The 13,330-nt window shown below is 65.9% G+C and carries 10 protein-coding genes; all 10 read left to right on the forward strand.

What is annotated here, in order from left to right; translation table 11 throughout:
• The first annotated feature begins 1 nt into the window (after nt 1).
• The 10 genes from RAK07_RS07510 (at nt 2) to RAK07_RS07555 (ending at nt 13,126) form a co-directional block, all read left to right on the forward strand.
• Nucleotides 2-1,768, forward strand: coding sequence for a glycosyltransferase (locus tag RAK07_RS07510; protein WP_305732216.1), 1,767 nt, complete (start codon nt 2-4; stop codon nt 1,766-1,768).
• Complete coding sequence (locus RAK07_RS07515) at nt 1,761-4,385, forward strand: RIFT barrel domain-containing protein (protein WP_305732217.1); 2,625 nt, start codon at nt 1,761-1,763, stop codon at nt 4,383-4,385. Before RAK07_RS07510 ends, RAK07_RS07515 begins: the two co-directional genes overlap by 8 nt.
• Complete coding sequence (locus RAK07_RS07520; RefSeq protein ID WP_305732218.1) at nt 4,382-5,548, forward strand: DegT/DnrJ/EryC1/StrS family aminotransferase; 1,167 nt, start codon at nt 4,382-4,384, stop codon at nt 5,546-5,548. Before RAK07_RS07515 ends, RAK07_RS07520 begins: the two co-directional genes overlap by 4 nt.
• Nucleotides 5,545-6,732, forward strand: coding sequence for a glycosyltransferase (locus RAK07_RS07525; RefSeq protein ID WP_305732219.1), 1,188 nt, complete (start codon nt 5,545-5,547; stop codon nt 6,730-6,732). The genes RAK07_RS07520 and RAK07_RS07525 overlap by 4 nt, the downstream gene beginning before the upstream one ends.
• Nucleotides 6,713-7,789, forward strand: a complete 1,077-nt coding sequence (locus tag RAK07_RS07530) for a polysaccharide deacetylase family protein (RefSeq protein WP_305732220.1) — start codon at nt 6,713-6,715, stop codon at nt 7,787-7,789. Before RAK07_RS07525 ends, RAK07_RS07530 begins: the two co-directional genes overlap by 20 nt.
• The gene (locus RAK07_RS07535) at nt 7,786-8,937 is read left to right on the forward strand and encodes a GNAT family N-acetyltransferase (protein WP_305732221.1); all 1,152 of its coding nucleotides are present in this window, start codon (nt 7,786-7,788) and stop codon (nt 8,935-8,937) included. Before RAK07_RS07530 ends, RAK07_RS07535 begins: the two co-directional genes overlap by 4 nt.
• A complete protein-coding gene (locus RAK07_RS07540; protein ID WP_305732222.1) occupies nt 8,934-10,256 on the forward strand; it encodes an O-antigen ligase family protein in 1,323 nt (440 codons plus the stop codon). The genes RAK07_RS07535 and RAK07_RS07540 overlap by 4 nt, the downstream gene beginning before the upstream one ends.
• Complete coding sequence (locus RAK07_RS07545; RefSeq protein ID WP_305732223.1) at nt 10,253-11,641, forward strand: phosphotransferase; 1,389 nt, start codon at nt 10,253-10,255, stop codon at nt 11,639-11,641. The genes RAK07_RS07540 and RAK07_RS07545 overlap by 4 nt, the downstream gene beginning before the upstream one ends.
• Nucleotides 11,638-12,324, forward strand: a complete 687-nt coding sequence (locus RAK07_RS07550) for a CAAX prenyl protease-related protein (RefSeq protein WP_305732224.1) — start codon at nt 11,638-11,640, stop codon at nt 12,322-12,324. The genes RAK07_RS07545 and RAK07_RS07550 overlap by 4 nt, the downstream gene beginning before the upstream one ends.
• 214 nt (nt 12,325-12,538) lie before the next feature.
• Nucleotides 12,539-13,126: a PEP-CTERM sorting domain-containing protein gene (locus tag RAK07_RS07555; protein ID WP_305732225.1), complete on the forward strand. Its 588-nt coding sequence runs from the start codon at nt 12,539-12,541 to the stop codon at nt 13,124-13,126.
• Nucleotides 13,127-13,330 lie beyond the last annotated feature (204 nt).

The raw sequence follows: 13,330 nt of genomic DNA on the forward strand, positions 1-13,330 counted from the left end.
CATGTTCGAGACCATTAGCGCCGACCTGAAACGACTCAGCCCGTCGCAACGTCCCTCGCTGCGCTCCCTGCTCGCCGGACTGCTGTCGCAGGGATTTCAAGCGATACTTGTATTCAGGTTGTTCAACTGGCTGCATCGACACGGATATTCCGGCCAGCCGCTCCGCTTTATCTGTGAGCGGTTCATCGAAATCACCACCGGCATTTCCATCCCGGCCTGCTGCAGCATCGGCCCGGGCCTGCGCATCCACCACTTCGGCGGCATCATCTTCCATCCCAGTGTGGTGCTGGGGGAAAACTGCACCCTTTACCACGGCGTGACCATCGGCGACCGGGGGGGCTGGGGCAGGGCCGCCCGCATCGGCAACAACGTGCTGATCGGCGCCGGCGCCAAGATCATCGGCGAAATCTGCATCGGCGACAACTGCATTGTCGGCGCCAATGCCGTGGTGACCCGCTCGGTACCGCCCAACACCGTGGTGGTGGGCTCTCCCTGCCGCTGCAAACCACGCAGCGACGAGACGGCAGCAACATCGCCCCCCGCTCCCCGGCCGGTGCCGCGCATCATGGACTTCCGCGGCACCTACAAGGGAGGGGGCGGCCCGGACAAGACCGTGCTCAACTCCGCTGCCCGGCACGATCCGGCCAGGGTGTTCGTCATGGTGGTCTACCTGCGCCAGCCCCGGGACGACCAGTTCCAGATTCCCGCCATGGCGGCCCGGCTGGGTATCCGGTACACCGACGTCCCCGACGGCGCCACCCTTGATATGGCCTGCCTGCGCCGGCTCCGGGAGATCGTCACCGGCAACGACCTGCGGGTGATCCACACCCACGACGACAAGACCCTGCTCTATGCCTGGCTGCTCTCCCTGCAGGTGCCGGGACTCTCGATCATGCACACCTGTCACTCCCACGCCCTGCCCCGGCCCGGCGACTTCGGCTCCTGGCGCAGCTTCGCCGCATATCGCCTGCGCCGGCGGGTGCTGGCCTTCCTGATGCAGCGCCATTGCAAGCCGATCATCACCGTTTCCGCCGACACCCGCAAGCGCCTGATCGATGCCGGTCTCAAGGGAACGGAGGTCGCGGTCCTGCATAACGGCATCGATCTGGCAGTCTGGCGACCGGAGACGGCACGGCCGGTATTGAAGGACGAGTTGCGGCTGGCTGAGGGGGACCTGCTGGTGGGTACCGTTGCCCGCATCACCCCTGAAAAGGATCTGCCCACCTTCTACCGGGTGGCGGAGGCGGTGGCGCTGCAACGGCCGGGAGTCCGTTTCGTGATCGTGGGAGACGGCTACGGCGACGAGCTGGCTCGGGCGCGGGAAGAGGTACAGCGGCGCTCCCTTGAGCAGCTGATCGTCTTTACCGGTCACCGCACCGACCTGCTCGACGTCTACGCCTCCCTCGACGTCTTCCTGATGACCTCGGTCACCGAGGGGATGCCGAACACCCTGCTGGAAGCCATGGCCATGGGGGTACCATCGGTCGCCACTGCGGTGGGGGGGATTCCGGAGCTACTGCACCCGGACTGGGGGGGATTTCTCGCCCCGGCGGGAGATGTGGCGGGACTTGCCGGCCGGGTAGCGGAGCTGCTGGCCGACCCCGAGCTGCGCCGGCATGCCGGCAGCGCCTGCCGCAGGCGGGTGGAGAGCCGCTTTTCCTTCGAACAGCGGGTGCGGCGAATGGAGGAATACTACGACTGGTTTGCCGGGTGCTCCCCCTGCCCGCCGGAGCAGACACCCGGAACGGAGGAGGCGCACCATGCGTGAGAAGGAACTGCTCGTCCACACCGGCTTTTCCTCCGCCAACAGGTCGGAATACGTCAGGATCGGCATTCCCTGCGCCCGGGGAGAACTGCCCGAACCATCGGGGCTGGCCATGGTCGCTCCCACGGGGGATGAACGGCCGGTGCAGGCCGAAGCACTGGCCCGCTGGCGGGACGGCTCGGTGAAGTGGCTGCTGCTTGATTTTCTCGCCGACGCTTCTCCCGGCGGCAGCAGCAGCTATCGCCTGGTCCGAACCACCGTTCCTCCCCCACCGCCGCCGGACTCCCCGCGGGTAACGGCGGGGGAACGGACGTGGCTGGTGACCACCGGTGCGGCCACCTTCCGGATCGATGCCGAAGTGTTCCGCCCCTTCAGCGGCATCACGGCAGGGGGAGTGGAGCTGCTGGCGGCGGAGGGGGCCTTATGCCTGCTGGAACTGCACGACAGCGGCCCCGTTGTCCCCAGGGTTGCCACCATCGACCTGGAGACGGCGGGACCGGTGCGCACCACCCTGCGGATCAAGGGAACCTGCTCCATCGCTTCCGGCAGTACCGATCTCCACTACACCGCTCGCCTGCACTTTTTTGCCGGCAGCCCCTGGGTCGTGCTGGAGGTTACCCTGCGTAACTGCCGGCGGGCGGAGCATCCCGGCGGATTCTGGGATCTGGGGGACCCGGGGTCGCTGCTGATCCGCGAGTTCGGCTTCCGCTTCCCCCTGCGCCCCGGCCTGGCGGAGCAGGTGGACTGCAGCCCCCTGCCCGGCGCTTCTCCGGTGCGCGCCGACGATCCGGCAACGGGCCTGCTGCTGTACCAGGAGTCCAGCGGCGGTGCCAACTGGCAGAGCCCCCTGCACCGCAACCGTCACGGCCACATTCCCCACACCATCCGGGGCTTCAGACTGACAGCGGGCGAAGAGCTGCTCATGGCAGGTGGACGGGCGACACCGTTTATCCGCTGCGGCAACGCCGACCATGGCATCGCCGTGGGCATGCCCCGCTTCTGGCAGCAGTTCCCCCGCACCCTGGCGGCGGACCGGGAAGCCGTGACCGTGGGGATTTTCCCCCGCTGCTACCCTGATTTGCACGAACTGCAGGGGGGTGAACAGACGACCGCCACCCTGCATCTGGCTGCCACGACCGATGCGGCTGATGCGGTATGGCTCACCGCCCCCTTCACCGTCACGGCCGCTCCGGCGGTCTACCGGAGAGCCGGCGTGCTGCCGGATCTGCCGGCGGATCCGGCCAACGGCGGCAGCCTCATCGACCGCTTTATCGCCGGGCCGGAATGTATACTGGCAAAGCGGGAGGAGATCGACGAGTACGGCTGGCGCAACTTCGGCGAGGTCTACGCTGACCACGAGGCGGTCCAGCATCGGGGAAGCGAGCCGTTCGTCTCCCACTACGGCAACCAGTACGACCTCTGCGCCGGCATGTACCGCATGGCGTTCGCCACCGGCATGCCGCTCTGGGGCGAACTGGCCGGCGACCTGGCCCGTCACCTGCGGGACATCGACATCTACCACACCGACCGTGACCGGGAGGAATACAACCACGGCCTGTTCTGGCACACGGATCACTACGTGCCGGCGGGGCTCGCCACCCACCGTTCCTACTCGCGGGAACAGGCGCAGTACCGGAACCGGCCCTCCGGCGGCGGTGGACCGGGGGCCGAGCACTGCTACACCACCGGCCTGCTCCTGCACTACCTCCACAGCGGCGATACCGCCTGCCGCGATGCGGTGATCGAGTTGGCCCGCTGGTGCCTCGCCTCCCTGAACGGCTCCCGCACCCTGCTGGCCACGGTACACAACGCCCTCCGCTACGGCCGCCGCTTGTGGCGACACAACGGCAGCGGCACACTGCCCTTTCCCCGCTATCCCCTGACCCGGGGCACCGGCAACGGGGTAATTGCCTGTCTCGACGCCTTCGAAGCCGGAGGAGGTCGCTGGTTCCTGGAGCAGGCGGAAACCCTGATCCGCGGCGCCCTGCACCCCGCTGACGACATCGCGGCCCGCAACCTGCTGGAGGCCGAGGATGCCTGGTCCTACACCGTGCTGCTGGCGGCGGTGGCGGCCTACCTGGAGAAGAAGCGGGAACTGGCCGAGTGCGACGAACCGTTCCGCTACGCCCGGGCCTGTTTGCTGGCCTACGCCGAATGGATGCTGAAGCACGAATACCCGTACCTGGACAAGCCGGAAATCCTGGAATACCCGAACGAAACCTGGCCGGCCCAGGATCTGCGCAAGAGCGTCATTCTCTTCCATGCCTCCCGCCATGCCGCCGCCGAAGGGCGGGACGCCTTCCGGGAAAAGGCCTGGTTCTTCTACGAAACGGCCCGGCAGGAACTGCACCGGCATCCCACCAGCCGCCTGACCCGCCCGGTGGCCCTGATGCTCCAGAACGGCTGGGTCGGCGCCCGCCTGATGGCCCGCACCTCCCTCCCGGAACCGCTCCCCGCCGCCGTTGCCGCCGATTTCGGCAGCCCCACGCCGCGTCTTGCTTTCTCCAGCGTGCTCCGGCGGGTGGCAACGGAACTGGGGCAGGCACTGGCCCAGCCGAGCCTTGCCCGCGAACTGGCCTGGCTGCGGCCCCGGCTGCGCAACCTCAGGTACACGCCATGAACCGCCAACGCCCCCTTTCCGCCTTTCCCCATCTTGATCCGCGACAGGTGACGGGACGCCGCACGCACCCGGACCCGCTGCTGGGCAACGGCCGGGTCCGGCTGTACGCCTCGGGCCGGGCCGGGCTCTTCCGGATCGTCGCCGGCCTGGCGCTGCCGCCGGGAAGCACCATCCTGCTGCCGGCCTACCACTGCGGGGTGGAGGTGGAGGCGGTGCTCAGGGCCGGCTGCGGGGTGGCGTTCTACCGGGTCCGTTTCGACCTGGGGATCGACCTCGACCATATCCGTGCGCTGATCGATCAGCACACCAGGGGGATCCTGGTGGCCCACTACTTCGGCTTTCCCCAGGAAATCTCCGAGCTGGCGGCCCTCTGCCGGCAGCGGGAGCTGGTGCTGATCGAGGACTGCGCCCATGCCCTCTATTCGCGGGACCAGCGGGGCGCCTGGCTGGGCACCACCGCTGACTACGGGCTCTTCAGCATGCGCAAGACCGTCTTCATGCCCAACGGCGGCGCCGTGCGGGTGAACCGCGCCGAGCTCCCCCTGCCGCAGCCCGGTATCCGCTACCTGGACCGCAGCATCGTCACCTCCACGGTCAAATCCCTGCTGGAATACGGAGCAACGGGCAGCGGAGTACCGGCAGCCTGGGCTCGCCGGCTGCTGCACAGCCACGAGCGCCGCAGCGACGCCGCGACCGCGGCCGCCAACGACGGGGGTGCTGTCCGCTGGTACTACGACGTGCCGTCCCTCGACTACCGTCACGACATCGCCGCCCTCTCCCGCTGGTGCGCCGGCGGTCCGGAGGTCCGGGAGATCGTCGGCAGGCGCCGGGAGAACTACCGGTCCCTGGCGGCGCTCCTGGCACCACGGCTGGCGGACCGGCTGCCCTTTCCCGAGCTTCCGGAGGGGGTCTGTCCCCTCTGCCTCCCGCTGTTCGTGCCGCAGCGGGACGCCGTCGCGGAACGGCTCGCCGCCCGGGGCGTGCATCCCTTTGTCTTCGGCAGGCATCCCCATCCCCTGCTGCAGCCGGAGCAGTTCCCGGAGGCGACCGTTCTGGCGGCGGGGATCGTCGGCCTGCCGGTACAGCAGCAGTTGACGGAGCGGGATATGGCCCTGGTCGCCGACATCCTGCTCCAATCCCTGGACGAGGTAACGACATCATGACGACCGACAGAACCGTCCGGGTGGTCCAGATCACCCAATACCTGGAGATCGGCGGACTGGAGAGCCTGATCATGGAGCTTTGCCGCTCGCTGGATCGCTCCCGTTTCACGCCCTCAGTGCTCTGCCTGAACGGCTACGACCCGCAGTACGCGGCAACCCTGGAACACAGCGGTGTGGCGGTGCACCTGGTCACGAAGCGGCACCGCCGCGACCTGCTCTTTCTGCAGCGGGCCGCCTCGCTGCTGCGGCGGCTGGGCACCGACGTCGTCCACTCCCACGGCGGCTGTTTCCTGTACGGTTCGCTGATCGGCCGGCTGGCCGGGGCACGGCTGCTTGTGCACACCCTGCACGGCATGCCGGTGGAACGCGGTCTGCAGGCCCGCTGCGAAGAGCGGCTGGCCTGCGCCCTCACCGACCGGATCGTGGCGGTTTCAGACGGCGTGGCCGCGGATATCCTCTCCCGCAACCCTGCTGCTGCCCATAAGGTGACAACGGTCATCAACGGCATCGACACGGAACGGTTCAAACCGCTGAACGACCCCCGACAGGTATCCGAGCTGCGCCGGCACCACGGACTGCCGACGGACACCGCCGTCATCGGCAGCGTGGGACGGCTGGAGGCGGTGAAGAACTACCCGCTGCTGCTGCGGGCCTGCGCGGAACTACGTCGCAGCCGGGGCATCCCCTTTCATCTGGTGCTGGTGGGCAGCGGTAGCGAAGAAGTCGACCTGAAACAACTGGCAGCGGAGCTGGGCATCGGGCAGCAGGTCTCCTTTCCGGGGATGTGCTACGACCTGCAGGAGGTCTACCCGACCTTCGACCTGTTCGCCCTCTCCTCCCTCACCGAAGGGACGTCACTCTCCCTGCTGGAAGCGCTGTCTTGCGGCGTTCCGGCGGTGGTGACGGCGGTGGGCGGCAACTGCCGTATCGTGCAGCACGGCGTCAACGGCTATCTCTGCCGCTCCGGCGACCAGGGGCCCCTGGCCCTCTTTCTGGGCCGACTGCTGCGGGACGAAGAGGAGCGGCGCGCCATGGGGGTTCGGGCCAGGAGCGTCATACGGGAGCGGTTCGCCCTCGGCGGCATGGTGGCCGCCTATCAGGAGCTGTACCGGGACGGCGCCGTTGCCGCCCCGGCCCTGTCACCGGAAGCGGAGCTTTCTTCCTATGAAATCCTGCTCCCTTAAGCAGACCCTGCTCCGCGCGGCCGGCAGCTTCGGCCTGGACAGCCTGTTCCGCTACCTGAACCGCGGCAAGCTGCTGGTGGTGATGTACCACGGCGTCACTGCCGGCGATCATCGGCCGCCGGTCTGGACCCAGTTGCCGGTGGAACGGTTCAGGAAGCAGGTGGCGTTCCTGCGCAGCCACTATACCCCCCTTACCCTGACGGAGGTAACCGCCGCGCTGGCCGGCAACAGCAGCCTGCCCGAACGGGCCCTGCTGATCACCTTCGATGACGGCCTGCGCAACAACTATTCCTGCGCCTTTCCGATCCTGCAGCAGATGGGGGTGCCGGCCGCCGTCTTTCTCACCGTGGACCTGATCGGCACCCAGCAACTGCTCTGGTTCGACGAGCTGCTTTTCCTGCTGCGGGAAGCGCTGGACCGGGGTCTGACGCCCCCCCTTGCCGATCCGCAGACCCTGGCGCTGCTGCACAGCGGCCAGCTCTGGCCTGCCTACCTGGTGGCGGTGGAACGGCTCAAGCGAGCGGGCCGGACCGAACGACAACGGGTCATGGAGCGGCTCAGACGGGAGATTCCCCTGGATCGCGGCCCATTACTGGAGGATTTCGGCCTGCTGTCCTGGGACCAGGTGACTGCCATGCACCGCTCGGGGCAAGTGGAGTTCGGGGTGCACACGGCCACCCACCGCATTGTCAGCGAACTTGCGGAAGAGGAATGGGAGCGGGAGATAACCCTCCCCCGCCGGTTGCTGGAAGAACGACTGGGCTGCCCGGTGACTTCCTTCTGTTTTCCCAACGGCCGCCCCGGTCTGGATTTTGTCCCTGAGCATGGCGCAGCGCTGCGGCGTAGCGGCTACCTGTGCGCCTTCAGCACCGAAAACGTCCTTTTCGGCTGGCCCGGCGGCGACGCCATGGCCATCGGCAGGGTACCGGCCGGCAACGACGGTACTTCCGACCCGGCCTGCTTTGCACTGAACACCTCGGGGGCGCTGCAGTTCATCACCGGCCGGCGGCGGCGACGCCAACGGCCCGAAACCATCGCCGGGGAGGCGGAACCATGACAGAACACCGGCTTGAATGTCTGCACAGCTTTGACGAGTTCATGGCGATCCGCGACGACTGGGACCGCTTCATGGCAACCAGCTTCCCGGAGAACTACGCCCGCAGTCATCCCTGGCTGGCGGCCTGGTGGGCAACCTACCACCACCGCCGACCGGCCCTCGTCTACCTGCAGCGCCACTGGCGGGATAACCGGATTATCGCCGCAGCGCCGCTATTGATCAGATGGGACCGTTTCGGCGGCTTCCCGGTCCGTGCCGTGCAAAGTATCGGCTCCGGCATCGGCAGCGACGACTTCCTGGTGAGCCCGGAAAGCCGGGGATTCACGGCGGCGGTATTCGATGCGCTCCACCGGACCGGCCGTTGGGAACTCTGTCGGCTGCGCCGCTGTTCCCCGGACCGGCTCCGGACGATGCTGGCACAGGTTCACCCTGGCCTGGAACGCAGAATGGAGCCGGTGGAGAGCGACGATTATTACATCGCGTTTCCGGCCAGCTACGCCGCCTACCACCAGTCCCGCAGCCGCAAGTTCCGCCGCAACCTGAACCAGGCCCTGAACCGGCTGGAACGGGAGGGAACGGTGACCATGGAGGTGCTGGACCCCTTCCGGGACGCGGCACGGGTGGCCACCCTGGGCAGGGCGGTGGCCGGCACCAGCTGGCAGTACCGGGCGGGCAAGAGCCATTTCAACGACAGCGGTTCCGCCAGTTTCTACGCCAACCTGGCCCGTACCGGCTGCGGCGCCGGCGGAGAAGAGTTCAGCGTGCTGCTGGTGGCGGACCGTCCCGTGGCCTACCTGCTGGGCTGTCGTCGCGGACATACCTATTACGCCGTGGATACCGCCTTCCACGCCGACTACCGTCACGTGTCCGCCGGCCGCATCCTCTTCGGCAGGGTGTTCGAGCGGCTGATCCGGCAGGGGGGGGTGGACTATTTCGATTTCGAGGGGAGCGGCGACTACAAGGACGACTACGCCACGGACCGGCGACGGGCGGTATCGCTGGTCATCTACAACCATACCCTTTATCCCCGCTGCATCAAGCTGCTGCGGGAAACCGGACTCTACGCCCGGCTCAGGAGCACCCTCTGCGGTGATCCGGGCATCACTGCGGCCGGAGTTCCAACCGAACAGGCGGAGGCACATCCATGAGAGAGCTGATTCTGTTGATACTGGTGCTGGTTTCTCTCCCCCTGGTGCTCAAGCGCCCGCTCTGGGCGCTGACCATCTACCTGGGGGCAACGGTCATCCGGCCGGAAATGCTGTTCTGGGGCGGGACCAGCGGGAGTTACGTCTTCATGGTCTACTACCTGGCCACCCTAGTCGGCCTCTACCTGCGGGGGGAACTGCTCAATGTCGGCCGCGTGCTGCAACGGGAGTTCCTGCTGATGCTCTGGATGCTGGGAGCGATCCTGCTGTCCATTGAACTGGCCCAGTACCCGGTTTTCCGCGAATACTACTACTTCATTGAACTGCTCAAGGGGTTCCTGCTCTGCGGCTGCCTCTACCTGCTGGTGAAGGATTTCGACGACTTCAGAAAGATCCAGGTGGCCCTGCTCTGTTGTTTCGCCTTCCTGGCGGTCTGGGGAATCGATCAGCACTTTCGCGGCAACGAGCGGCTGGAAGGACTGGGGGGCAGCGCCTGGGGCGATTCCAACGGGGTTGCCGCCACCTTCATTCTCTTTCTCCCCGCCGCCCTGGCCCTGGTCTTCACCGCGGAAAACCGCAAGCAGTTCTGGAGCGGCCTGGGAATCGCCGCCCTGATGGTGGCGCTGATCATTTGCACCAAATCCCGCTCCGGCCTGATCGGCCTGGCCGTTGCCCTGGCCATGTTCGGCTACTATTCGCGGAACATGTTCAGAATCGCCCGGATCGCCGTCATCCTGATGGTTGTCGCCCTCCCCTTCGCCACCCAGCAGTATCTGGAGCGGATGAACACCATGACCGGCGAGGGGGGGTTCGAGCAGTCGGCACGGGATCGCATGGCCATGTGGCAGGCCGGGCTGCTGATTTTCGCGGACAACCCGCTGGTGGGCACGGGCTTTTTGACCTTCCCCGAGGCCAAGATGAGGTACCAGGATCATTTCCAGCACCTGGACGAGGAGTTCCGCGCCTCTCTCTTCCGGGTCGAGAACAAGAAGGTGACCCATAACACCTACATCCAGCTTTTGGCCGATACCGGGCTGCTGGGAGCGCTTCCCTTCTGCCTGCTGGTGGCCGGCGGGATCGTACTCGGCCTGAAGGCCCGCCGGCTGCTGGCAGGAGCGGGAGAGCTGCGCCGCGAACTGCTCTGGATCAGCGGACTCTGCGCCGGTATCGCCGGCTTTGCCGTCTGCATCCTTTCCATCGACGCCGCCATGTCTCTTGAACTGTACGTCCAGCTCATCCTGGCGTCCATCCTCTACCGGATAACCATGGAACGGCTGCGCGGCGCACTGCCGAAGACCACCCCCCTTGGGGCGACGTCATGACCCTCTCCCAGCTCGAACGGAACCTGCTGGTTTTTCTGGACCCCACCTGCCGCTGGGGCGAGGATGCCTGGGCATTTGGCGAAGCGGAACAGCCGGCAACGACTGAGGACGGCCCGCGCCATCGCGTACGATGCTTCGGACGCAGCGACCTGCTGGGATACCTGCGCTGCTCCCTGGCCGCCGGCCTGACGGCCCGCAGGGAAGGCGCAACGGTACGGCGGGTGCTCTACCTGAACGACGGCCTGCTTTCCTCCCTGTTCGACAGCCGCAACAGCTCCGGCTACCGGGCCTTTGCCCGTGCCCACCTTCCCCGTCCCCAGGGAATACGCCGGCGACTGGCGACACTCATCCCCCCCTTCTGGCGGGCCGAGCGACGTTTCGTGGTCACCGAGCAGCGGGGAACGCCATACCGCCCGCCGGTGACGGACCGCCTGGAAGAACTCGACTACATGTTCTTTTCCAACCCGGCGGGCAAGCTGATGCTGACCAGGGCCGCGACCCTTGTCTCCGGCAGCGGCACCCTCTATAAGACCACCGCCAGCCCGGGCTATATCGCCAGCCTGCAGCATGAGCAGGCAATCGTCACCGGCATCAGCCGCCGCCTGCGGGAAGAGGGACTGCTGCACGGCCCCGTTCGCCTGCTGGCGGTGGGGGGACGGCGCTATTTCGGCGAACAGTACCTGTCGGGAGAGAACCTGCGGGAAGTGCTGCGTCTGCTGGGACGGGAAAAAGCCGGCGCCGACGCCTGCCTCATGCTGGACCGGCTCGACCTCTGGTTCGCGACCTACCGGTCGGCATTCAGCGGCAGCAGACGCAGCATTTCCTGTCTGTACGAGCCGATGTTACGGACCTTTGCGGCACTGCCCGGACGGCTGCCCGGCCACGACACCCTGCTCCAGCTCGCCCGCAGCCTGCTGGCCGGCCTGGACCGGAACCACGGGGGGATCGTGCCGGTGACGGCGCACAACGACCTCTGGCCGGGGAACTTCCTGCTGCGGGGAGGGCGGTTGACCGCCATCGACTGGGAGCGCTCCACCCACCGCAGCACCCCCTTCTTCGACTACTTCTGGATGATCATTTCCGCCACCATGGAATACCTGGTGGGCAGCAGCGGCAGCCAGGACTACTCCACCGCATTCAGACGTTTTCTGACGCAGGACGATATCGTCTGCCGTCACGCCGTGCGACGCCTGGAGCAGTTCCTGGCCGACCTGGGCTTTGAACGGACCCGGCGTCCGCAGTTCATGCTGCTCTTTCTCATGGAATGGTCGCTGCAGGGATTCAGAGCCCTGGGCAGGGTCACCGCCATGGACCGGCTGGCCCAGGACGAACTTGCCGCCTATCTGACGGTTGCTCCGTCGGCGGACCGGGGGACATTCTCATGAACAGCGCCATCCTGCCGCGGGTGGCCCCTTTTGCCCTGTTCATGGCCTGTGTCGGTCTGGAGGAGGGGGGGCGATTCCTGATCGAACGGGGACTTTTGCCCCTGGATCAGCAGGATCTGCAGTACCTCTACCCGCTGAAGATCGCGGCGGTGGCACTGCTGCTGCTGCGGTTTGCCCGGCACTACACCGAACTGGAGCCGAAGCAACTCGCCAACCTGCGCCACCTGGCCCTTTCCGTCGGTTGCGGCGTGATGGTTTTCCTGCTCTGGATACCATTGGATATCCGGTTGAACCCCCTGGGCATCACGGGGGGCTTCAATCCGCTCCTGTTTCAGGAAGGGACGGAGCGTATCCTGATGATTGCCGCCCGCCTGGCGGGAGCAGTGCTGGTGGTGCCGCTGATGGAGGAGCTGTTCTGGCGCTCCTTCTTCATTCGCTACCTGATTGCCCAGGATTTCAGCCAGGTGGAAATCGGCCGGACCACCCGTTCGGCCTTCCTGATCACCGCCCTGCTCTTCGGTCTTGAACACAACTTTTTCATTGCCGGCGTCATGGCCGGCTGCGCCTACAACTTCCTGCTCCATGCCACCCGCAGCATCATCCACTGCGTGCTGGCCCACGCCGTTACCAACCTGCTGCTGGGGCTCTACGTCCTGACTACGCAGCAGTGGCAGTTCTGGTAACCCATGCCCCGTTTCATCGCCTCTCCATCGCCACTGTAATCTTTCGCACAGAATCTGTCGGCGAAGATTACACTTTTTCATCCCGCCAAGCCAAACACCAATCTTTCCAATCAATTTCAAATACTTACAACTTGGCACTCCTATTGCTATACCTTGACCATCGACAGTTTCGGCTCTCCCGGCAGCGTAAAACGAACAGGAGGAGGAAAAGACCATGAAAAAGAGCGCGTATCGTTCGGCAATGGCGGCATTCAGTCTGGGACTGATGCTGTTCTTCGGCAGCAGTTCCGCATTCGCCCTGAACCTGGTGACCAACGGCAGTTTCGACACCGGCGACTTCACGGGATGGGTAAAAAACGGTTCGTACATGTATGTAAACGGAGCCAACTCATTCAGTGCTCCGTTTGCGGCCACGCTGGGAACTCCGGGGGCCTTGGGATCCCTGACCCAGTCCATCGCCACCCAGCCCGGCTTTGTGTACGAACTGAGTTTTGCCCTGGCAACATCCGGCGGAGCCCCCAGCGAGTTCTATGCACTCGTCAACGGGACCTCCCTGTTCTCGCTGACCAATGAAGGCAATCACCCCTACGAGGGAGTCTCGCTGTTCTTTACGGCCGGCGCCTCCCCGACCCAGATCGCCTTCCTGGCACGGAACGACGTCGGCTCCTTCTTCCTCGACAACGTGTCGGTGGATCTGGCGCCGGTACCTGAACCCTCAACCTTGCTGCTCCTGGGCATCGGGTTGCTGGGGGCCGGTTTCCTCAGGAAAAGAACCCAGCGGAAAGCTGCAGCGCTCACCTGACCTGATGAAACCAGCCGGATGTTGTTCGGAAGAGAGCCGGTATCCGGCTCTCTTTTTTTGTTCAGCTCAATTTCTGACACCCGACACAATCGCAACATTGTCGCACGGCGGCCGTTTTATGCCCGTTTTTACCGCCCCGCCGTACGGGGGCGCCTGATCGTTAACAGCGCCCGCCCCGCACAAAAACCATAACACATTGATATC

The sequence above is a fragment of the Trichlorobacter ammonificans genome (genome assembly GCF_933509905.1).
GTDB lineage: Bacteria > Desulfobacterota > Desulfuromonadia > Geobacterales > Pseudopelobacteraceae > Trichlorobacter > Trichlorobacter ammonificans.

Coding starts and splice junctions, on each gene's coding strand:
- RAK07_RS07510 (WP_305732216.1), top strand. CDS start 2: ATGTTCGAGACCATTAGCGCCGACCTGAAACGACTCAGCCCGTCGCAA.
- RAK07_RS07515 (WP_305732217.1), top strand. CDS start 1,761: ATGCGTGAGAAGGAACTGCTCGTCCACACCGGCTTTTCCTCCGCCAAC.
- RAK07_RS07520 (WP_305732218.1), top strand. CDS start 4,382: ATGAACCGCCAACGCCCCCTTTCCGCCTTTCCCCATCTTGATCCGCGA.
- RAK07_RS07525 (WP_305732219.1), top strand. CDS start 5,545: ATGACGACCGACAGAACCGTCCGGGTGGTCCAGATCACCCAATACCTG.
- RAK07_RS07530 (WP_305732220.1), top strand. CDS start 6,713: ATGAAATCCTGCTCCCTTAAGCAGACCCTGCTCCGCGCGGCCGGCAGC.
- RAK07_RS07535 (WP_305732221.1), top strand. CDS start 7,786: ATGACAGAACACCGGCTTGAATGTCTGCACAGCTTTGACGAGTTCATG.
- RAK07_RS07540 (WP_305732222.1), top strand. CDS start 8,934: ATGAGAGAGCTGATTCTGTTGATACTGGTGCTGGTTTCTCTCCCCCTG.
- RAK07_RS07545 (WP_305732223.1), top strand. CDS start 10,253: ATGACCCTCTCCCAGCTCGAACGGAACCTGCTGGTTTTTCTGGACCCC.
- RAK07_RS07550 (WP_305732224.1), top strand. CDS start 11,638: ATGAACAGCGCCATCCTGCCGCGGGTGGCCCCTTTTGCCCTGTTCATG.
- RAK07_RS07555 (WP_305732225.1), top strand. CDS start 12,539: ATGAAAAAGAGCGCGTATCGTTCGGCAATGGCGGCATTCAGTCTGGGA.